The 23,702-nt window shown below is 41.4% G+C and carries 22 protein-coding genes; 20 read left to right on the forward strand and 2 right to left on the reverse strand.

Features of this window, described 5'->3' with window-relative positions; genetic code table 11:
• The first annotated feature begins 59 nt into the window (after nt 1-59).
• From JZO70_RS11420 to JZO70_RS11500, 17 genes are all read left to right on the forward strand, one after another.
• Nucleotides 60-902 (forward strand): DegV family protein, encoded by an 843-nt coding sequence (locus JZO70_RS11420; protein ID WP_207673704.1) that lies wholly within the window; start codon nt 60-62, stop codon nt 900-902.
• Between the two features lie 59 nt (nt 903-961).
• Nucleotides 962-1,882, forward strand: a complete 921-nt coding sequence (locus JZO70_RS11425; RefSeq protein ID WP_207673705.1) for an SGNH/GDSL hydrolase family protein — start codon at nt 962-964, stop codon at nt 1,880-1,882.
• Nucleotides 1,883-2,485, forward strand: coding sequence for a YpmS family protein (locus JZO70_RS11430; RefSeq protein WP_207673706.1), 603 nt, complete (start codon nt 1,883-1,885; stop codon nt 2,483-2,485).
• A gap of 43 nt (nt 2,486-2,528) precedes the next feature.
• Nucleotides 2,529-2,750, forward strand: coding sequence for a YozE family protein (locus JZO70_RS11435; RefSeq protein WP_207673707.1), 222 nt, complete (start codon nt 2,529-2,531; stop codon nt 2,748-2,750).
• 80 nt (nt 2,751-2,830) lie between these two features.
• Entirely contained in the window at nt 2,831-4,246 is a 1,416-nt protein-coding gene (locus JZO70_RS11440) for a S41 family peptidase (protein WP_207673708.1), read from the forward strand.
• 84 nt (nt 4,247-4,330) lie between these two features.
• Entirely contained in the window at nt 4,331-4,873 is a 543-nt protein-coding gene (gene lepB, locus JZO70_RS11445) for a signal peptidase I (RefSeq protein WP_207673709.1), read from the forward strand.
• Nucleotides 4,874-5,343: 470 nt separating this feature from the next.
• Nucleotides 5,344-6,111 carry a helix-turn-helix domain-containing protein gene (locus JZO70_RS11450; protein WP_207673710.1) on the forward strand — a complete coding sequence of 256 codons (768 nt, stop codon included), beginning with the start codon at nt 5,344-5,346 and terminating at the stop codon, nt 6,109-6,111.
• 220 nt (nt 6,112-6,331) lie between these two features.
• Nucleotides 6,332-7,180: a ribosome biogenesis GTPase YlqF gene (gene ylqF, locus JZO70_RS11455; RefSeq protein WP_207673711.1), complete on the forward strand. Its 849-nt coding sequence runs from the start codon at nt 6,332-6,334 to the stop codon at nt 7,178-7,180.
• Nucleotides 7,180-7,944, forward strand: coding sequence for a ribonuclease HII (gene rnhB / locus JZO70_RS11460; protein WP_207673712.1), 765 nt, complete (start codon nt 7,180-7,182; stop codon nt 7,942-7,944). Before ylqF ends, rnhB begins: the two co-directional genes overlap by 1 nt.
• 58 nt (nt 7,945-8,002) lie before the next feature.
• Nucleotides 8,003-8,860, forward strand: coding sequence for a DNA-processing protein DprA (gene dprA, locus JZO70_RS11465; protein WP_242703905.1), 858 nt, complete (start codon nt 8,003-8,005; stop codon nt 8,858-8,860).
• Between the two features lie 102 nt (nt 8,861-8,962).
• Entirely contained in the window at nt 8,963-11,041 is a 2,079-nt protein-coding gene (topA, locus tag JZO70_RS11470) for a type I DNA topoisomerase (protein ID WP_207673713.1), read from the forward strand.
• Nucleotides 11,042-11,058: 17 nt separating this feature from the next.
• Nucleotides 11,059-12,357 carry an FADH(2)-oxidizing methylenetetrahydrofolate--tRNA-(uracil(54)-C(5))-methyltransferase TrmFO gene (gene trmFO, locus JZO70_RS11475; protein ID WP_207673714.1) on the forward strand — a complete coding sequence of 433 codons (1,299 nt, stop codon included), beginning with the start codon at nt 11,059-11,061 and terminating at the stop codon, nt 12,355-12,357.
• A gap of 185 nt (nt 12,358-12,542) precedes the next feature.
• A complete protein-coding gene (xerC, locus tag JZO70_RS11480; RefSeq protein ID WP_242703923.1) occupies nt 12,543-13,412 on the forward strand; it encodes a tyrosine recombinase XerC in 870 nt (289 codons plus the stop codon).
• 17 nt (nt 13,413-13,429) lie between these two features.
• A complete protein-coding gene (hslV, locus tag JZO70_RS11485) occupies nt 13,430-13,975 on the forward strand; it encodes an ATP-dependent protease subunit HslV (RefSeq protein ID WP_207673716.1) in 546 nt (181 codons plus the stop codon).
• 13 nt (nt 13,976-13,988) lie between these two features.
• Complete coding sequence (hslU, locus tag JZO70_RS11490; RefSeq protein WP_207673717.1) at nt 13,989-15,383, forward strand: ATP-dependent protease ATPase subunit HslU; 1,395 nt, start codon at nt 13,989-13,991, stop codon at nt 15,381-15,383.
• A 15-nt stretch (nt 15,384-15,398) separates the two neighbouring features.
• On the forward strand, nt 15,399-16,187 hold the full coding sequence (codY, locus tag JZO70_RS11495; protein ID WP_207673992.1) for a GTP-sensing pleiotropic transcriptional regulator CodY: 789 nt from the start codon (nt 15,399-15,401) through the stop codon (nt 16,185-16,187).
• 17 nt (nt 16,188-16,204) lie between these two features.
• A complete protein-coding gene (locus JZO70_RS11500; protein WP_207673718.1) occupies nt 16,205-17,074 on the forward strand; it encodes an aldose 1-epimerase family protein in 870 nt (289 codons plus the stop codon).
• A 57-nt stretch (nt 17,075-17,131) separates the two neighbouring features.
• On the opposite strand, the gene JZO70_RS11505 is transcribed toward JZO70_RS11500, so the two are convergent.
• Complete coding sequence (locus JZO70_RS11505) at nt 17,132-17,752, reverse strand: NUDIX hydrolase N-terminal domain-containing protein (RefSeq protein WP_207673719.1); 621 nt, start codon at nt 17,750-17,752, stop codon at nt 17,132-17,134.
• Between the two features lies 1 nt (nt 17,753).
• Nucleotides 17,754-18,383, reverse strand: a complete 630-nt coding sequence (plsY, locus tag JZO70_RS11510) for a glycerol-3-phosphate 1-O-acyltransferase PlsY (protein WP_207673720.1) — start codon at nt 18,381-18,383, stop codon at nt 17,754-17,756.
• A gap of 106 nt (nt 18,384-18,489) precedes the next feature.
• On the opposite strand from plsY, the gene JZO70_RS11515 reads away from it, so the two are divergent.
• The 3 genes from JZO70_RS11515 to parC all read left to right on the forward strand — a co-directional run bounded on the left by JZO70_RS11515 (nt 18,490) and on the right by parC (nt 23,531).
• Nucleotides 18,490-18,912, forward strand: coding sequence for a CoA-binding protein (locus JZO70_RS11515; RefSeq protein WP_207673721.1), 423 nt, complete (start codon nt 18,490-18,492; stop codon nt 18,910-18,912).
• A gap of 123 nt (nt 18,913-19,035) precedes the next feature.
• Nucleotides 19,036-21,063: a DNA topoisomerase IV subunit B gene (parE, locus tag JZO70_RS11520; protein WP_207673722.1), complete on the forward strand. Its 2,028-nt coding sequence runs from the start codon at nt 19,036-19,038 to the stop codon at nt 21,061-21,063.
• Nucleotides 21,064-21,077: 14 nt separating this feature from the next.
• The gene (gene parC / locus JZO70_RS11525) at nt 21,078-23,531 is read left to right on the forward strand and encodes a DNA topoisomerase IV subunit A (protein ID WP_207673723.1); all 2,454 of its coding nucleotides are present in this window, start codon (nt 21,078-21,080) and stop codon (nt 23,529-23,531) included.
• Nucleotides 23,532-23,702: the final 171 nt, after the last annotated feature.

A 23,702-nucleotide genomic window follows, 5' to 3' on the forward strand; every position in this document is an offset into this window, starting at 1 on the left:
TTTTAAGCTCTCTGATATACTGAGATTAATTTCAAAACGATCTGGAAAGAAGGATAGGAATGTCTAAAGTTAAAATTGTAACAGACTCTTCATGTACTTTTGAGAAAAAATACCAAGAAGAATTAAATATCACGGTTATCCCACTATCAGTTATGATTGACGATGTGGTGTATCCGGATGATGATAAATTAACAGGAGAAAAATTTATGGATATGATGGCTGGCGCGCAAGCTTTGCCTAAAACCAGCCAGCCGCCAATCGGTTATTTTGCAGAGCTCTATGATGAACTGGGCAAAGACGGCAGTCAAATCGTTTCCATCCATATGACTCAAAGCCTGAGCGGAACAGTGGAAGCTGCCCGCCAAGCAACATTTTTAACCAGCAGCGATGTAACAGTGATTGATAGTGGGTTCATTGATCAATCATTGGCTTTTCAAGTGATTCGCGCAGCGGAACTAGCACAAGCTGGAGCAAGCCGGGAAGAAGTTTTGGCAGGCGTGCAAAAGGTGAAGGACTCTAGTCGCCTATTCATCGGTATTTCTTCTTTGGATAATTTAGTAAAAGGCGGGCGTGTCAGCCGGGCCAAGGGTGTTTTGTCGAATATGTTGAACATGCGTGTTATTATGGAGTTGGAAGATGGTGCTCTGCTGCCGATAGTTAAAGGCCGCGGCAAGAAAACCTTCAGCAAATGGCTGGAAACTTTCAAGGATGAGTTGAGCAAGTTCTCGCAAGTAAAGCAGATCGGCATCTCTCATACCGGCAGAACTGAATTTATCGAAGAAGCCAAAAGCAGCTTGCAGGAAATGTTCCCAGAAATGGACATTCCGGTATTGCATACCAATCCAATCGTCGCTACGCATACCGGCAAAGACGCATTTGCAATTATGTACTATACTGATTAGTTGTTACAGGGCCTCTAATTAATTAGAGGTCTTTTTTATCTCAAAGAGGAGGCGAAACATTGAAAAAATTTATCACACCGATTATTCCTGCAGTAGTTGCTGTGCTGGCTTTCGTCTTTTTGTCCTTTTTATCACCTAAGGCAGCACCGAGGCTAAAAGTTGAGGCGAATAATCAAAACCAAAACTACAAACAAACCGTTCATTTTGTAGCGTTGGGTGATTCACTAACACAAGGGGTCGGAGATGAAACCAATCGCGGCGGATTTGTTCCCTTAGTCGCCGACAGCTTGAAAAATGAATACGGACTATCCACTGTGCAGACAGAGAACTTTGGTGTCTCCGGTGAGCGCAGTGATCAAATTCTAAAACGCTTGAATAAGGACGATGAGCTGCAGCGCAGTTTGGAAAGTGCCGACATGATTACGTTGACCCTGGGAGGAAACGACCTGCTGCAGGCCTTCCAAAAAAACATGACTGCTACTTCAGCGAAAAAATTCAATTCTTCCATTAAGAAATACCAGAAGAATGTAGAAAAAATCTTGACTGAAACACGAAAGTTGAATAAAGACGCGCCAATCTATATTCTAGGAATATACAATCCCTATTACTTGAATTTCCCGGATATCGATGAAATGCAGCAAGTAGTAGACAACTGGAATGATGCTACTGAAGAATTAACCGGGGATACCCGGAACAGCTATTTTGTTCCTGTGAATGATTTGTTGTACAAAGGCTTGCCGGAAAGTTCCAGCGATAGTTCCAGTGAAAGTTCAACAGAAGCATCGACTCGCGAGTTCAGCAAGGATTCGACGGAACAAACTTCAGGACAAACAAGTGAAGGAACAACGGTTAGGAATAATGTGTTATACGACGGGGATAATTTCCATCCCAACAATCTTGGTTATCAATTAATGGCTAATGCAGTTAAAGAAGAGATGATGGAAACCAATGATTTATGGCTGTTGAAGGAGCGTAAATAGATGAGAAAGAAAATAAATGGCTGGAAAATTGCCTTTTTAGTTCTGGTGGGCCTTTTACTAGGCAGCGGTGTCTTTTTAGCAACGCGTGTACTTTCGACTCGCGAGACTAACTTGCCGCCAAGCAGTGAGACCACCGTCCCGGAAGGCTCTCCGGTATTAACCATGAATATGGACAAGAAGAAGCTGAATACCGTTATGGAGTACTTTTTGACTGAATTTCAAAAGGATTCAGATATTAAGTATGAATTCTATTTAGAAAATCAAGCCTTGCTAAAAGGCCAGTTCAGTTTACTAGGAGCGGATATCAATTTCTATCTCTATTTTGATCCTTACGTGATGGATAATGGAAACGTGCAGTTAAGAGCGCGAGACCTTTCCATTGGTACCTTAAACTTGCCGGTCAGTGAAGTCATGTCGATGATTGTGCGCAGCTATAAATTTCCTGAATGGGTAGAAGTCTCGCCCAAGGATCAAACGATTGAATTAAAGCTAGACCAATTCAAGCTGCAGAATGGCATGTTCATCCGTGCGGATCATATCGATTTAATAGGTGATGACATCCAATTTGGATTGTATCTCCCTCAAGAAAAGGGTTCTGAATAAGCAACTAGTAAAGTATATCTATCAAATAAAATTGGAGTGAACCATGAGAAGAAGTTTTTATCATTACATTATGACTCAGCGGGGGAATAATTTAAAAGATCCCACCCAAGCATTTGCGGCGGCTGTCAGCAAAGATATTATGTTTCCCAAGCAATCGGAGGATTATCATGAAGTTGCCGATTATTTGGAGTTAAATACAAATTACATTGAGTCAATGGATCTTTTTGATCAGCTTTGGGATTATTATATCGAAAATAATCAATAAATTTCTAGGAAAAGTCTGAGAGGGCTTTTCCTTTTTTTTTAGTCATGATATGATGAAAATATGTGAAAGGGTGATGGGTTTTGCAGAAAAAAACAGTTTCATTGTCCTTCTATTTGGTCTCTTTGTTTTGCACCATTGTGCTTACAGCTGTAGTGGTGTTTTTTTTAGAAAAGACGCAGTTTACTCATCAAGAATCAGTGATCAAAGTTACTCGCAGCGAACTGGACGAGGTACAGGATCTATATGACTTGATTAGTACCAACTATGTAGGAGAAGTAGATAAAGATGAGCTTATTAAAGGTGCTCTTTCAGGTATGACGAATGCTCTAGGTGACCCCTATTCAGAGTTTTTGTCTGCTAAGGAAACCAAAGAGCTGGACGATGAGGTAGCAGGAACTTTTGAAGGAATTGGGGCGAATTTGCAATTAAAAGATCGAATGCCGACCATTGATCAAGTACCGATTAAAGATTCGCCGGCAGAAAAGGCTGGACTAAAATCAGGAGATGTTATTTTAGAGATTAACGGGGAAGCGACTCAAGGTCAATCCTTAGATGTAATTGCCAGCTCGATCAGAGGAGAAAAGGGGACCGAGGTCCATCTGATGATTCAGCGAGGAACGGAACAATTCAGTGTCAGTATTAAAAGAGATGTCGTTCCTAATGAAACCGTTAAAGGTCAGATTGATAAGGATCATCCGACAATCGGTGTGATTCAGCTAGCTAATTTCCGTGAAACGACAGCACTAGAATTCCGCAACAAAGTCGAAGAATTGAGAGAAAACGGGGCGGAGTCCTTTATCGTGGATATCAGACAAAATTCTGGAAGCCTTTTAAATGAAGCTGAACGAGTTGCCAGTTATTTTATGGAAGATGGCGACACCATTGTACAGTTTGCGGATGAAAACGATGTAGTAGCAGTTGAAAAAGCGAATAAGGAAATCGATGACGGTTTTAAGGTCAAAGAACCGGTTGTATTTTTGGTAGATCAAGAAACTGCAGCGGGTGCTGAGTTGGTGGCAGCGGCAGTCAAAAGTAAGGACATTCCTGTGATCGGTACAAGGACTTTTGGTAAAGGCACCGTTCAAAATGTTCAACCAATTGGAGAAGAAAGCTATGTACAGCTGACTATTTTGAAATGGCTGACACCAGATGGCGAATGGCTTAACGAAAAAGGCGTGACACCAACGATTGAAGTTGGCGAACCTGGCTATGCGAATTTACCGCCTTTATCTCGCCAATCAAACTGGCGGATTGGCGATCACGGAGAAGCAATCACTAATTTGAATGCCATGTTGAACGCCTTAGACTACGATACTGAGGGTGATCAATTCGACATTAGAACACGTCATGCAGTGACTCAGATTCAAACTGAAAACAATCTGCCTGCTACAGGTGCAGTTGATGTTAAAACCTCTCAGGCTATTCAAGAAAAATTGTTTCAATTAGTTAAATCAAATGATGCGACTTATAAACGAGCAATCGAAGCTTTGTCTTAACAGCAGAGACTTTCTCTGTTGTTTTTTATTGGTAATGTTAGGGTCTGTTCGCCTATAATAGATAATGAAGGGGGGAAGAGCAAAGTGAAAAAATGGCAAGACCGTTTGTGGTTAGCAATAAAATATTTTTTGATTGCGCTCTTTCTTGGCGTAATTATTCGTGGGTTTCTGCTTATTCCGATCCCCGTTACTGGTAATTCAATGAATCAGACTTTAAAGCAGGGTGACATGGTTGTGATGGAAAAATTTACGAAAGTTCAACGCTTTGACGTAATCGTTTTTCGAAAAGAAGATGGGACAACCTACATTAAGCGGGTAATTGGCCTTCCAGGGGATTCACTTCGTTATGATCAGGACAAGCTTTATGTCAATGAGGAAGAAGTACCTGAAAACTTCTTAACAAATAATCAGGATCATGATCACGAAACTACCCCTTACACAACAAACTTCATTCTGCGAGATTTAATCGGTTTGGATCAGCTCCCGCAAAATGAATACTTTGTACTGGGGGACAACCGCCGGATATCAAAAGACAGCCGCTCCTTTGGTACAGTCAACAGCCGAGAAATTATTGGAAAGGCACGTTTTGTTTATTATCCTATTACAGATATGAAAATCATTCGTTAGCTGATTTTTCAGAAAATCTGAAGCAATGTGAATAAAGATTTTTTTCTTAATTAATTTATAGTTGAAAAAAGATTAAGGTTTTCTAATCTAATTTAACCTTCAAAAAAACCAAGATACAAAGTTTTCGATTTTTTTAATGATTTTTTCCCACGCTCTCTGGACTATGGTTGAGCGATATTTTCAATACTATGTTGTTATTTCAAAAGCCTTTTGAAAAAAGGCTTTTTTTTATTTATTAAAATGATGCTGCTTTGGAAAAATTTAATGTTTGAATTAATGGACAAAAAAACATTTTTTTAGTAAAAATATTGATATAGATATATTTATTTGCAAGTTTTGTCAGCAACTAAATTCCATTGTAAGTTTCACACACAATGTCCAAATAATTTCAGTTGGGGAAGGTTCATTGTGTGAGTGCAAAAGTTTTGATACCACAGCTCAGATTAATAATATAGAAAGTAGTGAATTGAATGCAGCAAGTCTTATTGTTAACCAAAAATATTTTATCAGAGGAAAAACTTCAAAAAAGTTTGCAAACATTAAACTATGAAGTTTTTAGTACCGCCAGCTTTTTAGAATTAAGCAAATATACCCAGGTGAATGAACATTTTCTAGAATATTTCCAATTTGTCATTTTAAGTAAAACCATTTGCAATGAAGAAATCTTAGAGGTATTGCCGTTGCTTAAAAGACATAAACTGACAATCCTAAGAAGTTTCGAAGTGGATCCAAGTGAACAAGAACGTACTTTTCTTGAAAATGGGGGAATCAAGCATTGGCTAGTAGACAGCAGTCCATCCGAATTGCTAAGAGAAAAATTACAGCAAGCTTTCTTAGCTGATACTTATCCAACTTCAGAAGGAAGTACGGTTGAAGCTGACACATCTTCTCCATTTCAGCGTCAAAAAGTTGAATATAAATTATCGAATACGATTAAACATTTGTCCAAACAAGAGACAGAATTCTTCAAAATCATTTTCACTTCTCCATCCCAACCGGTAACGAGAGAAGAATTGTGTGAACGGCTATGGGGAGATAAAACAACTAATTCCCATTTAAGTACGCTATCCAGTTTGTCGAAACGGATTGAACAAAAATTCAACAAAAATGGTTTTACAGGTTCGATCATCAAAACCCAATGGGGAGACGGCTATACACTTTCCAATGAATTTGCTGATCAAGTGGCCGGAATTCGCCGCTCACCTGAAGTTGTTGGTCACCTGTTTAATATCGCCTAAGAACTAAAGATGTATCTGATTAGAGAAGGTCCTCCACCAACAGGGCCTTCTTTTTTGTGCAGTTTATCTCTTGGCAATCAGCGACTGTATTTTTACTGAAAATTCGAAAAAAGGTTTTTTTACGAAATATTATCGCTTAAATGTTTTACTGATATGGTAGAATGTCTGAGGAAGAGTCTACTGATTAGCGAATCATTATTCAAAGGAGGAAGAACATCAAATGACCATTCAATGGTTTCCAGGTCATATGGCCAAAGCAAGAAGAGAAGTATCTGAAAAGCTGAAATTCGTTGATATTGTTTTCGAATTAGTGGATGCTCGTTTGCCGCGATCCTCTCGTAATCCGATGTTGGATCAAATCGTTCAGCAGAAACCGCGTCTGATCTTGCTAAACAAGGCGGATCTAGCTGATCCCAACCAAACAGCACTATGGACAAGCTGGTTTAAAGAACAGGGCTACGAAGTACTAGCAATGAATGCAAAAAACGATAAAAGTGTGAAACAAATCGTACCGGCAGCCAAAAAGGTCTTGGCTGAAAAACTAGCGCGTGACAAAGAACGCGGGATCAAACCACGGGCGATTCGGGCCATGGTGCTAGGTATTCCCAATGTCGGAAAGTCAACCTTGTTGAACCACTTAGCAGGAAAAAAAATTGCCAGTACCGGTAACAAGCCTGGGGTAACAAAAGGCCAGCAGTGGCTGCGTTTTGGTTCCCAATTAGAACTATTGGATACACCCGGAATTTTATGGCCGAAATTTGAGGATCCCGAAGTAGGAAAAAGATTAGCACTAACTGGAGCGATCAAAGATGATCTACTGCATTTAGATGATTTAGCCATTGATGAGCTAGGCTTTTTGCGCCGTTTCTACCCTGAACAGCTAAAAGAACGCTACAAGCTTACGGATGAAGAAATATTCCAAGAACTGCCGGAATTATTGATGCTGATTGCCAAAAAACGCGGCTTCAAAGATGATTATGAGCGAGCTAGCGAAATGATGATTATCGAATTACGTCAAGGAAGATTAGGTCGTTACACCTTGGATCGTTTTGAGGAGTATACAGAATAATGGAGAAACTTTCAATTCAAGCAGTCAAGGAATTGCTGTTGGAGATCAATGACGAACAAGATCCGCGACTGGCACCGTTAAAAGCGGACGAACGCAAAGGGGTACAAACTGCTTTGCAGCAGTGGCAAAAGCGTCAGGCGAAAGCAGCAGCTTTAGTCACTAAGTATCGTGAGATGTCTAGTTTCGAAGAAGAAAAGAAAGCATTAGGTTTTCAAGCTATTGCCGGAATTGATGAAGTTGGGCGGGGGCCATTAGCCGGTCCGGTTGTCGCCGCGGCAGTCATTTTAAATGACAATCATCAAATACTTGGCTTAAACGACTCGAAACAGCTGTCAGCAGCTAAACGTGAAGAGCTGGTAGCAGAAATTAAAAAGCATGCCCGAGCAATCGGAATTGGCGAAGCAAGTGCCGCAGAAATTGATGAATTGAATATTTATCAAGCCACTAAAGTTGCGATGCAGCGAGCTCTTGATCAGTTAGACGTTCAGCCTGATTGCTTACTGATTGATGCGATGGTATTGGACAACGGCCTCCCGCAAGAAAAAATTATTAAAGGTGATGCCCGATCCGTATCGATTGCCGCCGCCAGCATTATCGCAAAGGTCTATCGGGATAAAATGATGGCAGATTATGGCCAGAAATATCCAGCCTATGGTTTTGAACAAAATGCCGGCTACGGCACGAAACAGCACCTAACGGCGATTGAAGAATTCGGCGTGTTACCTCTGCATCGAAAAACTTTTGCACCAATTCGAAAAAAATAAAATCAAATCTCTCTTTTTGGACTATCTTATATTAGACAGTCAGAAAAGAGGGATTTTTTTGGAAAAAACACTATTTTTATTACGCATGAGTGTAACACGTGGTATAGGTCCGGTCACAAAGCAAAAGATCTATCAGTATGCTAAGAAATTGGATTGTTGGCAGTTTTCTGCGGCTGAATTATTTCCTTTAACTCGTGGAAAAGGGCTTGGTGACTGGGACAATTGGACAAACGACAGATTGCAAGAAATTTTGGCGAACCAGCAGCTGATTACGATTGAAGATGAGGCCTATCCTGAGCAGCTACGTTTAATTCCCGTTCCACCATTAGTATTGTTTTACAAAGGAAATTTGGAGTTGCTGAAAAGAGAGGGGTTGTCAGTTGTCGGAGCTCGTTTGGCTTCGGATTATGGTTATGGGGTGCTTAAGCGATTTATGCCAGAAATGATCAAGCGGCAATTTGTGATCGTCAGCGGATTAGCCAAGGGCATCGATTCCTATGCCCATCAATTTGCAATATCAAATCAAGGAAAAACTATCGGAGTGATTGGCACCGGATTAGATATCTGCTATCCTAAAGAAAGTGGTAATTTACAAATAGAGATGACTAGAAATCATTTAGTGTTAAGCGAATATCCTGAAGGTACGCCGCCTGCCAAGTTTCATTTTCCGATGCGTAATCGGATTATTGCCGGTTTGGGCCAAGGTGTACTAGTAATCGAAGCCAAGCAGAAGAGCGGTTCTCTGATCACTGCTCAGCAGGCTTTGGACTACGGGAAAGAGGTTTTTGCGGTACCGGGAAATATTTTAGACGGCCGTTCAGCCGGCTGCCATCAGCTGATTCAAGATGGTGCTGTTTGTGCTGAAAAGGTACAAGATATTCTCGATTCTTTGCAATTATTGAAAAAAATTTATTAGTCGTTACTTGACAAATAAAAATCGAATCGCTATGATAGGCTACGATTTGTCAGTAAATTTCCTGTATATAATAGAAGAAAAAAATTAGGGAGGCAAAAGTGATTGGCCTATAAATATTTAGTGATTGTAGAATCACCTGCAAAAGCAAAAACAATTGAAAAGTATCTTGGAAGAAATTACAAAGTAGTAGCGAGTGTTGGACACGTGAGAGACTTGCCAAAAAGTAAAATGGGGATCGACATTGAGAACAACTACGAACCTCATTACATTTCCATTCGTGGTAAAGGCGATGTCATTAAGAGCTTGAAGCAAGCTGCGAAAAAAGCCCAAAAAGTATATCTCGCAAGTGACCCGGATAGAGAAGGGGAAGCTATTGCTTGGCATTTGGCATTCTTACTGGGATTGGATCTTGAGGACAAAAACCGCGTAGTCTTTAACGAAATCACCAAAGATGCGGTCAAGGCAGCGTTCAAAGAACCTCGTTCAATTGATGTTTCATTAGTAGATGCTCAACAAGCGCGTCGTGCCTTAGACCGATTAGTTGGCTACTCTATTTCACCAATTTTATGGCGTAAAGTGAAAAAAGGCTTGAGTGCTGGCCGGGTACAATCGATTGCTTTAAAAATCATTATTGACCGTGAACAAGAAATTCGGGAATTTATTCCAGAAGAGTATTGGAGTATCGACGGCAACTTTAAAAAGCAAACAAAAAAATTCAAAGCCAATTTTTGGGGTGTGGACGGCAAGAAGAAAAAATTGTCGAATGCTGAAGCAGTCAAAGAAATTACCCAACGAATTGACGGCAAAGATTATCAAGTAACCAAAGTTGAGAAAAAGGAACGCAAACGCAATCCGGCTCAACCATTTACTACCAGTAACATGCAACAGGAAGCGGCCCGCAAGCTGAACTTCCGTACCCGCAAAACGATGATGGTGGCACAACAGCTTTATGAAGGGATTTCATTAGGTAAGCAAGGGACTGTCGGTTTAATTACTTACATGCGTACCGATTCCACGCGAATTTCGGATACGGCCAAAGCTGAAGCTGCTGAATTCATCGAAAACAAATACGGCAAAGAATATTCTCAGCATAATGCCCGGAAGACTAAAAATCCTCAAGGGTCACAAGATGCCCATGAAGCGATTCGTCCAACCAGTGTGATGCGGACACCGGATGAAATGAAACAATATTTAGACAAAGATCAATTGAAATTATATACGTTAATCTGGTCTCGGTTTGTGGCTAGTCAAATGACGGCTGCGGTAATGGACACAATGAAAGTGACACTGGAACAAAACGGCGTGATCTTTATCGCCAACGGTTCTAAGATCAAGTTCAAAGGGTTTATGCAAGTGTATGTTGAAGGCCGCGACGATGGCAAAGAAGACAAAGAAAATATCTTGCCGGAGCTTATTGAAGGGGACGTTGTTCAATCAGTGAGCATCGAACCGAAACAACACTTTACTCAGCCGCCAGCTCGCTACAGTGAAGCGACATTGATTAAGACCTTAGAAGAAAACGGCGTAGGCCGTCCTTCTACGTATGCACCAACTTTAGACACGATCCAACGACGGTACTATGTGAAGTTGACCCAGCGGAGATTTGAACCGACAGAACTTGGTGAAATTGTCAATTCACTGATCGTGGAATTCTTCCCGCAAATTGTCGATGTTAACTTTACCGCTGAGATGGAAAATGACTTAGATAAAGTCGAAGAAGGCAAAGAAGAATGGGTTAAAGTAGTTGACCGCTTCTATCGACCTTTTGAAAAAGAATTGGAAAAAGCTGAAGATGGCATTGAAAAGATCCAAATTAAAGATGAACCTGCCGGCTTTGACTGTGACGTCTGCGGACATCCAATGGTGATCAAGCTGGGGCGTTATGGTAAATTTTATGCCTGCAGCAATTTCCCAGAATGCCGCAACACTAAACCAATTATTAAAGAAATCGGTGTAGAATGTCCTGTTTGTCACAAGGGACAAGTTGTTGAAAGAAAATCGAAGAAAAATCGGTTGTTCTACGGCTGTTCTCGCTATCCAGATTGTGATTTCACTTCTTGGGATAAACCAGTTGGTCGTAATTGTCCGAAATGTGACAACTATTTAGTCGAGAAAAAAGTAAAAGGCGGCAAACAAGTAGTCTGCATCAATGGCGATTACGAAGAAGCCGTTCAAAAATAGCGTAAGCGAGGAATAAAATGGTAAAAACGGTGAATGTTATCGGTGCAGGACTTGCTGGGAGCGAAGCTGCTTGGCAGCTGGCTCAGGCAGGTGTACCGGTTGATTTATATGAAATGCGCCCGGTGCTGTCAACGCCGGCTCATAAAACGGAAAAATTTGCTGAATTAGTTTGCAGCAATTCTTTGCGAGGCAACAGTCTAACTAACGCTGTGGGTGTTTTGAAGGAAGAAATGCGTCGACTAAACTCAGTGGTTATCCACTCGGCAGATGAAACTGCTGTACCAGCTGGTGGTGCGCTAGCAGTGGATCGTGAAGGCTTCTCAGCCTTGATTACGGAAAAAGTAAAAGGTCATCCTTTAGTTACAGTGCACAATGAAGAAGTGACGACTTTACCAGAAGGTATCACGATCATCGCGACTGGACCTTTAACTTCTGAAACGTTAGCCGAAGAAATTGCTGAATTTAACGGCTCTCATGGTTTTTACTTTTACGATGCAGCTGCACCAATCATCGATGGTACGACCATCGATCGTGAAAAGGTTTATTTGAAATCTCGCTACGATAAAGGCGAAGCCGCATATTTAAACTGTCCAATGGACAAAGATGAGTTTATGGCGTTTTACGAAGCATTGATTGCGGCAGAAGTTGCCGAATTAAAAACCTTCGAAAAAGAAAAATTCTTTGAAGGGTGCATGCCGATTGAAGTCATGGCTAAACGTGGAGTGAAAACGATGCTCTTTGGTCCGATGAAACCCGTTGGATTGGAAGATCCTAAAACAGATAAACGACCTTATGCGGTGATTCAGCTGCGCCAGGATAATGCAGCAGCTTCCATGTACAACATGGTTGGCTTCCAAACCCATTTGAAATGGGGCGAACAAAAACGCGTATTCCGCATGATTCCAGGCTTGAAAAATGCTGAATTCCTGCGTTATGGTGTGATGCACCGCAACAGCTTTATGAATTCACCGGAACTTTTGCGTCCAACCTATCAAAGTCGCAATCGGGATGATTTATTCTTTGCTGGTCAAATGACGGGTGTTGAAGGCTATGTTGAGAGTGCAGGAAGTGGTTTGGTTGCTGGAATGAATGCAGCTAGATTAGCAAAGGGCGAACCGTTACTGGAATTTCCGCAAGAAACAGCTTTAGGGGCAATGGCTTATTACATTACCCATGCTGAAGGGAAACATTTCCAGCCAATGAATGCTAATTTTGGTTTGTTCCCTAGTTTACCAGAGCGAATTAGAGATAAAAAACTGCGTTACGAGACATTAGCGCAGCGAGCTTTAGATGCTTTAGCTCAAATGGATATTTAAAATAAACGAGACCTGTTGCAGAAAATGCAGCAGGTTTTTCTTGCGGTTTCTAAGGAATTGTAAACAAATTCGTGAAAACTCAATAAATTCTGACAATTTAATTGTATTTAAAATCTGGTTGTGCTAAATTTGGAATATGTTTGTGAGGTGAGGTTTTGACAAACGAAGAACGAATTCAAGAATTTATGCGTTATTTGATCACAGAGCGAGGTTATTCGGTTAAAACAAAAGAAGCGTATTTGCGAGATTTGCAGGATTTTTGTGATTTCCTAAAGGACTCCGGAAATGAAGAACTGCTGACAATTGATCATTTAGATGTACGCGTTTACTTAGCTTATTTGAATGATCAGGAATATAGCCGGAATACGATTAGCCGCAAAATTGCCAGTCTGCGTTCCTTTTATCAGTACTTGCTGAGACGGGAGCAAATCGCGGAAAATCCTTTTTCCTACGTTCACTTGAAGAAAAAGAAAAATCGCCTGCCGCGCTTTTTTTACGAAAAGGAATTGGACGTCCTATTTCAAAGTGCGGAAGGGGACAAGCCGCTGGATCAGCGAAATCGGGCATTACTAGAGGTGTTATACGGTGCAGGGCTGCGGGTCAGCGAATGTGCCAATTTGACGTTCTCTGTTATTGACTTTGATAACAGTGTTATGCTGATTCACGGAAAAGGCAACAAAGACCGCTATGTACCGCTAGGCTCCTATGCAGCGGATGCGTTGCAGGAATATCGGCTAGACGGTCGTAAAAAGATCATGGAGCATTTTGGTAAAGATCACGATTCGGTCTTTATCAACCATCGTGGAGAACAGATTACACCAACTGGAATTGAATACGTATTGAATCAGCTGATTAAAAAAAGCAGCCTGAATTCAACCATTCATCCCCATATGCTGCGGCATACCTTTGCGACTCATTTATTGAATAATGGGGCGGATTTAAGGACAGTCCAGGAATTGCTGGGGCATGCGAATTTATCCACGACTCAAATTTATACCCATGTGACAAAAGAAAGCTTACAAAAAAGTTATCGCTCGTTTCATCCACGAGCTTGAAATTAGGAGGAATACCAATGTCAGAATCACAATTTCATTCAACCACTATCTGTGCTGTAGAAAAAGATGGTAAATTAGCAATGGCTGGCGACGGTCAAGTTACTATGGGCCAACAGGTAGTTATGAAAGGCACTGCGCGCAAAGTACGCCGTATTTACAACGATCAAGTAGTTGTTGGCTTTGCTGGAAGCGTAGCAGATGCATTTACCCTGGAAGAAAAATTTGAAGGAAAACTAAACGAATACAATGGCAACCTGCAGCGAGCGGCAGTTGAACTGGCGCAAGAATGGCGCACACAGCAAGCTATGAAAAATTTAGAAGCACTGCTGATTGTTATGAACAAAGATGAAATGCTGCTGGTTTCAGGCAACGGGGAAGTCATCGCTCCTGATGACGGCATTTTAGCGATCGGATCAGGTGGCAATTACGCACTGGCTGCTGCTCGTGCTTTAAAACGACACAATCCCGAAATGTCAGCTAAAGAAATTGCCGAAAGTGCTTTGAACATTGCGGCAGATATTTGTGTCTTTACAAACCATAATATTATTGTTGAAGAGATGTAAAGGAGAATGTTGAATGTCAGAAATAAATAAAACGCCAAGAGAGATTGTCAGCGAGTTGGACCAATATATCATCGGTCAGAACGATGCAAAGCGTTCGGTTGCAGTCGCACTACGCAATCGTTATCGCCGGATGCAGCTGGAAGAAAGTATGCAGCAGGAAGTTACACCCAAAAATATTTTGATGATTGGGGCTACTGGTGTCGGCAAGACTGAGATTGCTCGTCGTTTGGCTCGCATCGTTAAGGCACCTTTTGTAAAAGTAGAAGCGACTAAATTCACCGAAGTAGGTTATGTAGGCCGAGACGTTGAATCAATGGTCAGAGACCTAGTGGAAAATGCGATTACGATTGTGGAAAAACAACAGTACTCACAGGTTTACAGCAAAGCGCTAAAACGGGCTAACAAACGGCTGGTTAAAGCGTTAGTTCCGGGTATAAAACGGGAACAAAAGAAATCCAACAACCCGTACGAGCAAATGATGAACATCTTTAATCAAAGCCAACAGGCTGAACCGCAAGAAGAATTGACGGAAGAAATCAAAGTTAATCGCAAGACGATTTTAGAACAGTTGGAAAAAGGGCAGCTGGATAGTCGTGAAGTGACCATTGAGGTCGATGAACCGAAAAAAACTATGCCGATGAACAATGGCTTAGAGCAGATGGGGATCGATTTGAATGATACCCTGGGGGCCTTAACACCCACTAAGAAGATCCAACGCACAGTGACGGTTAAAGATGCACAAGAATTACTAGTTAAGGAAGAGCAAGCTAAATTAGTCAATGAAGCGGATATCCACACTGCGGCTATTAAACTAGCTGAAAGCTCAGGCATCATCTTTATCGACGAAATCGATAAAATTACGTCAAAATCTCAGCAAAATTCCGGCGAAGTTTCTCGTGAAGGGGTTCAACGAGATATCTTGCCAATCGTAGAGGGATCACAAGTAAACACAAAATATGGCGCTATTCAAACGGATCATGTGCTGTTTATTGCTAGTGGAGCCTTCAGCTTCTCGAAACCGAGCGATTTGATTCCAGAATTGCAGGGGCGCTTCCCAATTCGTGTTGAGTTGGATGATTTAACAGCTGAAGATTTTGTTCGCATTTTAACCGAACCGAACAATGCATTGATTCAACAATACATTGATTTGATTGGAACAGAAAATGTTAAAGTAATCTTTACGCAAGAAGCGATTGAAAAATTAGCTAAAATTGCCTTTGATGTGAACCGCGAAACAGACAACATTGGTGCTAGACGTCTGCATACGATTCTAGAAAAACTTCTGGAAGATTTGCTGTTTGAAGCACCGGATATGCAAATGGGTGAAATTACAATTACTGAAGCTTATGTCGATGAGAAGTTGGCTTCAATTGCTCAAAACAAAGACTTAAGTCGTTATATTCTATAATTTGGAGGGGAAATGATGGTAACCTTATTAGAAAAGACACGCCAGATTAACAAGCTGATGCAGCAAAAAAATGCTTTTGAACCAGCAGCTGAACTGCCGTATAACAATATGGCTCGTATCCTGGGGGATGTGCTGGATTCATTGTCGTATATTATTGATTCGAAAGGGAAACTCTTAGGCTACAATGAAAAAATTGATATCAATAATGATCGAGTAAAATCGTTTCTTGTTGATCGGCAGTTTCCCGATAGTTATGTGGGTGAGTTGACGCAGGTTGTTAAAACTGAATCGAATATCCCAAGTGGCAGTTCTGGAACAGCCTTTCCAACCGAGCGTGCTCAGTATTATCCTAATGGGGTAACCACCATTGTCCCAATCTTTGGTTCTGGCGAACGCTTAGGAACAATTATAATTGCTCGAACAGATGAATCGTTTACTGAAGATGATTTGGTGTTAGCAGAGTATGGTGCTACAGTTATTGGTATGGAAATTTTGTATCAGCAATTCTTGCACGTAGAAGAGAATGTGCGTAGCCAAACCGCAGTTCAGATGGCAATAAGCACGCTTTCTTACAGTGAATTGAAAGCTGTCAAAGCAATTTTTGAAGCCTTGGAGGGTGATGAAGGACGCTTAACTGCCTCTAACATCGCAGATAAAATCGGTATTACCCGGTCAGTCATCGTGAATGCTTTGCGCAAATTAGAGTCAGCAGGTATTATTGAGTCACGCTCGCTAGGTATGAAGGGAACTTATTTGAAAGTATTGAATCCTTTGTTTAAAAAGGAATTGGTTCGACATCACTAAGAGAGGCGGAAGAGCTTATGACAGTAATAATTAAAAATGACTATTTACAGGCAGCAATCAATGAAAAAGGGGCCGAGTTAACTAGCTTGAAGGCAAATGAGATCGAGTATATGTGGCAGGCAGACCCAGCATTTTGGGGCCGCCACGCACCGATTCTATTCCCCTTTGTCGGCCGTTTGAAAGATGATCAGTATAGTTATAAAGGAAAAACTTATCCGATGTCGCAACATGGCTTTGCTCGTGACGAGATGTTCCAAGTAAAAGAACAAACGGAAGAAAAAGTCGTTTTAGTCTTGGAAAGCAGCGAGAAGACTAAGGAAGTCTATCCTTTTGATTTTCTATTAACTGTCAGTTATGAAGTTTGGGGTGAAGGCCTGCGTGTACGTTTTGAAGTAGACAATACGGGAGACGACGAAATGCTGTTTGCTTTAGGCGGACATCCGGCTTTTAATGTTCCGATGGATAAAGGGCTGGACTTTGAAGATTACTTCTTTTCTTTTTCACCGCAAAAATCACGGGTGAAAATTCCTTTAGAAGGACCTTATGCCAATTTGGATCAAAAAACGCTTGGTCAAACCAATACGAATATTCGAATTAGCCATGATCTGTTCCAAAATGATGCGCTGATTTACGAAACAAAAGGTCTGAATACCTTTACTATTAGTGCAGAGGACTCGCCGCATAGTGTTACACTGGCGTATAACCATATTCCTTATGTAGGTTTGTGGTCGCCTTATCCCAAAGAAGCACCCTTTATTTGTATCGAACCATGGTGGGGCTTCGCGGATACCGTGGACAGTACCGGCAAACTAGAAGAAAAACCAGGAATGAATCGCTTGGCAGCTGCTGAGAAATTCAAAACCCAGTTTTCAATTACCGTAAGATAAAAAATAGGATCACAAAAAAACGCCGAGAAATCGGCGTTTTTTATATAAACTATAGTTTTAATCAAAAAGCACTTGCCAATTGGGATCATTTTTAGCAGCAAAGCAAAGAGCGATTTGCTCAGTCGTTGTTTTTTCCTCTGCTAATTCTGGTAGATCGCCTAAATCAAACCAGCCAATCTGCAACGTTTCAATATTTTTTTCAAACTGACCGCCGGTTCTTTCGCACAGGACAAAAATTTTGCAAATACCATAGGCATAACGAGGCAGGTTGTGACGATTGCGATCTTGCAAAGCAATGATTTTTAAAGCTTGCGCATCAAAGCCAGTCTCTTCTTTGACTTCTTTTAGCGTATTGTCCTTAATCGACTGATTGATATCTACCCAACCACCTGGCAAAGACCACTTGTAGTTGCTTTCTTGGACCAGCAATATTTTGTCTTCTTCAAAGATCGCCGCCCGAGTATCTAGCTTAGGGGTCGGATAGCCACTCTCTTCAGCAAATAATTTTTTGATTTCTAACTCTGGTAATGGCGATTGAACCGCCAGCATTTCGACTGCCATTGTCCGAATACGTTCGAAGCGCTCTTTATCGAAGGAATCTTTGGTGTAAGTGAGTCCAGCTTGGGCCAAGGCTTGAAGTTCAACTGCCCAATCAGTTAATTGCTCATTAATATTCATCTTACGACTCCTTTTTATTTAATCCAAAGGGCACACGACTTTCTGTGCCGTTCTTAATTCGTTGAAGGTTTTCCCGATGACGATAGATAATGTAGGTTGTCAGCACAAGACAGATGAGGGTTAACAACCAATTGTGTTCTGGCAGGATGGCAGGCCAGATAATCGGTAAAACGACGGTGGAAGCCGTCACGAAAATAGCAGAAAGCATGCTGGTTGCACTTACCATACTGGTAATATATAAAACAATTAAAAAGAATACCAAAGAGTAAAGGAAAAATAATGGACTGTAGCCTAACAGCATTCCGGCGCTGGTTGCGACAGCTTTCCCGCCTTTGAAGCCGGCAAAAATCGGGAGTGTATGTCCGACAACGGCGACTAAACCAAACCATAAAGGATTAACATTTAAATGGAAAAGTATTGGCAGGCTGGTGGCAAGAGTACCCTTCAAAAGATCAATCGCAAATACCACAAATCCGGCTGGTTTGCCTAATATCCGGAAGGTATTAGTGGTTCCCGTTCCTCCACTGCCGTAGTCGCGAATATCTTTTTTAAAGAAAATTTTTCCGATCCAAACACCCGAAGGAATCGAACCTAAAAAATAAGCTAGCAATAAAAGCATAGCTGTTTTCATTGGACTTCCCCATTTCATAGTTGTTACAGTTATTTTAACAGATTTGAAATAGGTGAACAATCACTAAAGCAATGATATACTAAGTATTAAGAAAGGTGGTCATTTTATGCATTTTGAAAATCCAAGTCAAGAAACCATTTTTGAATATTTAGATACCGCTAAAGTAATCGCGGTAGTCGGTTATAGCGAGAATCCTGACAAAACCAGTCATCAAATCGCACAATTGTTGAAAACGAAGGGATATACTGTGTATGGTGTAAATCCTAAATTAGGCGGTCAGACAGTCGCCGGAATTCAAGTATTTGCTGCTTTAGCAGATGTTCCCGAAAAGATAGACATTGTGGATATTTTCCGCCGTAGTGAATTTTTGCCGCAGGTTGCTAAAGAATTCTTAGCAACTGATGCAAAAGTTTTTTGGGCACAATTAGGATTAAGCAATGAGGAAGCTGCACAAATGCTGCAGGATCAAGGCCGAAACGACATTGTGATGGACCGCTGTATTAAGATTGAATTAGCGAAAAGAGCTTAAGAGCTAGTTGCTTTTCTGCCGAAAAATTGATAAAATGCCTTCTCGGGTCATCGGAAGGCTTTTTTTTTAGGCTTTTTTAGCGTATCATAGCAATGATGTATTTTTAGATAAGGAGCTGTTAGCTTGGCTACAAAAAACAACAATGAATACAATGACGCTTCGATTCAGGTCTTAGAAGGCTTAGAAGCAGTAAGAAAAAGACCTGGTATGTATATTGGATCCACAGATGGGCGCGGTCTACACCATTTGGTTTATGAAATCGTTGACAACGCAGTGGACGAAGCACTGTCTGGATTCGGTAGTGAAATCAACGTAACTTTACATCCTGACAACAGCATTACAGTAAGTGATAAAGGACGGGGAATGCCTGTAGGGATGCACGCATCCGGGATTCCGACAGTCGAAGTAATTTTCACTATTTTGCATGCCGGGGGCAAGTTTGGCCAAGGTGGCTACAAAACTTCTGGCGGTCTCCATGGAGTAGGTGCCAGTGTTGTTAACGCTTTGTCAAAATGGTTAACTGTTACCATCGTTCGTGATGGTGTCGAATATGTACAGAAATTTAAAGATGGTGGAAAACCGGAAGGCAGCCTGAAGAAGATTGGCAAAACCCGTCAGCCAAATGGAACAAGTGTCCATTTTTTACCTGATGACAGCATCTTCTCAACTGTGCGCTTTTCTTATGAAACCCTGTCTGAACGTTTGAGAGAATCAGCCTTCCTTTTACGAGGCGTAAAAATTGGGATTACTGATTTGCGGGGAGAAGAAGTTAAAGAAGAAATCTTCCTTTTTGAAGAAGGTATTAAAGAATTTGTTGAATACTTGAATGAAGATAAGGACACCTTGACACCAGTCACCTATTTTTCTGGTGAAAAGGATGGCATTGAAGTGGAGTTCTCTTACCAATACAACGACGGTTATTCGGAAAATGTTCTGTCCTTTGTTAACAATGTACGTACAAAAGACGGCGGAACTCACGAAGCGGGTATGAAAACGTCAATGACTAAGGCCTTTAATGAGTATGCTCGGAAAACCGGTTTGTTGAAAGAAAAAGACAAAAACTTAGAAGGCACTGACTTTCGAGAAGGTTTATCAGCTGTCTTATCCATTCGCGTTCCAGAGAACTTGCTGCAATTTGAAGGGCAAACAAAAGAAAAACTGGGAACACCAGCAGCACGTGGTGTCGTAGATAACGTGATCGGCGAACAGATGGGCTTCTATTTGCAGGAAAACAGCGAAACCAGCCAGATGTTGGTTCGTAAGGCTATTAAGGCCAGAGAAGCACGTGAAGCTGCTCGTAAAGCACGTGAAGAAAGCCGTAATGGCAAAAAGCGTAAAAAGGGTGAATCACTGCTTTCGGGTAAGTTAACCCCTGCGCAGTCTCGCAATGCTAAACGTAACGAATTATTCCTAGTCGAAGGAGATTCTGCCGGCGGTTCAGCCAAACAAGGGCGAGACCGGAAGTTCCAGGCGATTCTACCGTTGCGGGGAAAAGTTATCAATACAGAAAAAGCAAAACTGCAGGACATCTTGAAAAACGAAGAAATTAACACCATGATCTATACGATTGGTGCGGGTGTTGGTGCGGAATTTTCAATTGATGATTGCAACTACGACAAAGTCATCATCATGACCGATGCGGATACCGATGGTGCTCATATTCAAGTTCTGCTGCTGACTTTCTTCTATCGTTACATGAAACCGCTGATTGAGGCTGGTAAGATTTACATCGCTTTGCCGCCTTTGTATAAAGTATCGAAGGGCAGCGGAAAAAAACAAGTGATGGAATATGCCTGGACAGATGATGAGCTTGAAGGTGTCATTAAAAGAATCGGCAAAGGTTACATGCTGCAACGCTACAAAGGTTTAGGTGAAATGAACGCAGAACAGCTTTGGGAAACAACAATGGACCCTGAGCAGCGGACACTGGTTCGTGTACGAATTGACGACGCAGCGAAGGCTGAACGTCGAGTAACCACATTGATGGGGGACAAGGTTGAGCCTCGTCGTAAGTGGATTGAAAGTCATGTACAGTTCACCCTGGAAGAAGATGGCAGCTTATTAGACAACAAGGATGAAATTCAACCATCGGTATCTAATGAATTGCTGGATGAAGAAAATTACGAAGCTGTACAATTGTTTGAAGAGTAGGTGGTGGTCAACAGATGGAAAATAAACATTCAATTCAGGAGTTAACGTTAGAAGAAGTCATGGGTGACCGCTTCGGTCGTTACTCGAAATATATTATTCAAGAACGGGCGTTGCCGGATGTACGGGATGGTTTGAAGCCGGTACAGCGTCGTATTTTGTATGCGATGAACAAAGACGGCAACACCTATGATAAAGGTTTCCGCAAATCTGCTAAATCTGTCGGAAATATCATGGGGAATTACCATCCTCATGGTGACAGCTCGATTTATGAAGCAATGGTACGGATGAGTCAGGACTGGAAACTAAGAGAAGTTCTGATTGAAATGCACGGAAATAATGGATCGATGGATGGCGATCCGCCAGCAGCGATGCGTTATACCGAGGCACGTTTGTCTCAGCTGAGCGGCGAAATGTTAAAAGATATAGAAAAAGACACTGTCGATTTAGTTTGGAACTTTGACGATACAGAAAAAGAACCAACCGTGTTGCCTGCGGCTTATCCTAACCTGCTAATCAACGGTTCAACCGGGATTTCAGCTGGATATGCTACAGAGATTCCGACTCATAACTTGTCTGAGGTGATTGATGGTACGATTTATTTACTGGATCATCCGAATGCCAGCCTAGACAAAATTATGGAATTTATTCCCGGACCTGATTTCCCTACAGGCGGCATTTTACAAGGAAAAGATGAAATCAAGAAAGCTTATGAAACTGGTAAAGGCAAAGTTAATTTGCGTTCGAAGACGTCTATCGAACCATTAAAGGGCGGTAAGCAGCAAATTGTCATTAACGAAGTTCCTTACGAAGTGAACAAAGCGGTCTTGGTTAAGAAAATGGATGAAATTCGTCTGAACAAAAAAATTGACGGAATTGCTGAAGTCCGTGACGAAACCGACCGTACTGGTTTGCAGATCGTAGTTGAATTGAAAAAGGATGCCAATGCAGAAGGTATTTTAAACTATCTGTTTAAAAATACGGACCTGCAAATCAATTACAATTTCAATATGGTGGCTATCGACAATATGACACCAAAACAAGTCGGTTTGAAGCACATTCTGACCAGCTATATTGCCCATCGTCAATCGGTCATTACTAAACGTAGTCAGTACGAACTAATAAAGGCACAAAAGCGTCAGCATATTGTTGAAGGCTTAATGAAGGCCTTGTCTATTCTAGATGAAGTGATTGCGGCAATTCGTGAAAGTAAAGACAAAAAAGATGCTAAAGGTAATTTGGTGAAGAAATTCGACTTCACCGAGGAACAAGCCGAAGCGATTGTAAATCTGCAATTGTATCGCTTGACCAACACTGATATCACACAGTTGAAAAAAGAAGCAGCTGAGCTAGCGGCTGAAATCAAGGAATTACAATTGATTTTATCCAGCGAACGCGAATTAAACAAAGTGATGAAGCAAGAGCTGCGTCAAATCAAAAAGCAATACGGCAACGGAAGGTTAACTAAGATTGAAGATCAAATCTCTGAAATCAAGATCGAAACGGAAGTGCTGATTGCTCAAGAAGATGTGATTGTATCAGTTACCCAAGAAGGGTATCTAAAGCGCAGCAGTTTGCGTTCTTACAACGCGTCACGTCCAGAAGAGTTAGGAATGAAGGACGGCGACCGGGTACTATTTGCTCAGAAAATGAATACCCTAGAGCATGTCCTGATTTTAACCAATCGCGGGAATATGATCTATCGTCCAGTGCATGAAATCACTGATCTGAAATGGAAAGATGTCGGCGAGCATATTTCTCAAACAGTTACGACTCTTAAAGTGGACGAGGAGATCATGGCAGTCTTCCCTTACAAAGAAATTGATGCTAATCAATTGTTTGTTTTCATGACTAAAGAGGGTATGATTAAGCAAACTCGGATGACTGAGTTTTCGCCATGGCGTACGTATAAGAGCCGTCCGACGCTTGCCATGAAACTGAAAAGCGACACCGATCGAGTGGTTTCGGTTCAGGTCATTAAAAACGCAAAGAACTTAGATGTCTTTGTGGGAACCAATCGCGGCTTTGGCTTGCGTTATCCATTAGAAGAAGTTCCGGTAGTTGGTGCTAAGGCTGCTGGTGTGAAAGCAGTCAATCTGAAAGACGGCGATTTTGTAGTAGGTGGAGCCCTAATTATTTCTGAAGGTGATTCACCAATTGTTTTAGTCAGCCAACGAGGAGCAGTTAAACGGATGCTGGCTCAAGAGCTGCCGCAATTAGGTCGGGCAAAACGCGGTCTGATGATCTTTAGAGAACTGAAGAAAAATGCCCATCGTCTGGTTTACTTGACTGATACACCAGAAGGCGAGATTGAATTACTTACTCAAAAGGGTACAACAAAAGTGATGGACATCAAGAAAATTCCGATTAGCGACCGGTTAGCCAATGGTTCTTTTGCGACTGAAGAGAAGAAAGATGGCGAAGTATTAGCTGTTTATGAACCCAAGCAATGGGATGAACAACCAGAGTAACTGTACTATATAAAAACGATGAAAACGGCATCCTGTGTTAGTACAGGTGCCGTTTTTTTGATCACATAAGCCTGTTAGATGTATGATATGTAAGAATTTTTAATAATTTGAATACTCGTATGATTGTTGTTACGACGGCATTGTTACCGATGTCAGGGTCCTGAATATTAA

This window comes from Candidatus Enterococcus moelleringii, assembly GCF_017377575.1.
Lineage (GTDB): Bacteria > Bacillota > Bacilli > Lactobacillales > Enterococcaceae > Enterococcus_A > Enterococcus_A moelleringii.

Bases quoted from the DNA above. Each gene is read 5' to 3' on its own strand.
- JZO70_RS11420 (WP_207673704.1), top strand. From the start codon at position 60: ATGTCTAAAGTTAAAATTGTAACAGACTCTTCATGTACTTTTGAGAAA.
- JZO70_RS11430 (WP_207673706.1), top strand. From the start codon at position 1,883: ATGAGAAAGAAAATAAATGGCTGGAAAATTGCCTTTTTAGTTCTGGTG.
- JZO70_RS11435 (WP_207673707.1), top strand. From the start codon at position 2,529: ATGAGAAGAAGTTTTTATCATTACATTATGACTCAGCGGGGGAATAAT.
- JZO70_RS11450 (WP_207673710.1), top strand. From the start codon at position 5,344: ATGCAGCAAGTCTTATTGTTAACCAAAAATATTTTATCAGAGGAAAAA.
- ylqF (WP_207673711.1), top strand. From the start codon at position 6,332: ATGACCATTCAATGGTTTCCAGGTCATATGGCCAAAGCAAGAAGAGAA.
- rnhB (WP_207673712.1), top strand. From the start codon at position 7,180: ATGGAGAAACTTTCAATTCAAGCAGTCAAGGAATTGCTGTTGGAGATC.
- trmFO (WP_207673714.1), top strand. From the start codon at position 11,059: ATGGTAAAAACGGTGAATGTTATCGGTGCAGGACTTGCTGGGAGCGAA.
- xerC (WP_242703923.1), top strand. From the start codon at position 12,543: ATGCGTTATTTGATCACAGAGCGAGGTTATTCGGTTAAAACAAAAGAA.
- hslV (WP_207673716.1), top strand. From the start codon at position 13,430: ATGTCAGAATCACAATTTCATTCAACCACTATCTGTGCTGTAGAAAAA.
- hslU (WP_207673717.1), top strand. From the start codon at position 13,989: ATGTCAGAAATAAATAAAACGCCAAGAGAGATTGTCAGCGAGTTGGAC.
- codY (WP_207673992.1), top strand. From the start codon at position 15,399: ATGGTAACCTTATTAGAAAAGACACGCCAGATTAACAAGCTGATGCAG.
- JZO70_RS11500 (WP_207673718.1), top strand. From the start codon at position 16,205: ATGACAGTAATAATTAAAAATGACTATTTACAGGCAGCAATCAATGAA.
- JZO70_RS11505 (WP_207673719.1), bottom strand. From the start codon at position 17,752: ATGAATATTAATGAGCAATTAACTGATTGGGCAGTTGAACTTCAAGCC.
- plsY (WP_207673720.1), bottom strand. From the start codon at position 18,383: ATGAAAACAGCTATGCTTTTATTGCTAGCTTATTTTTTAGGTTCGATT.
- JZO70_RS11515 (WP_207673721.1), top strand. From the start codon at position 18,490: ATGCATTTTGAAAATCCAAGTCAAGAAACCATTTTTGAATATTTAGAT.
- parC (WP_207673723.1), top strand. From the start codon at position 21,078: ATGGAAAATAAACATTCAATTCAGGAGTTAACGTTAGAAGAAGTCATG.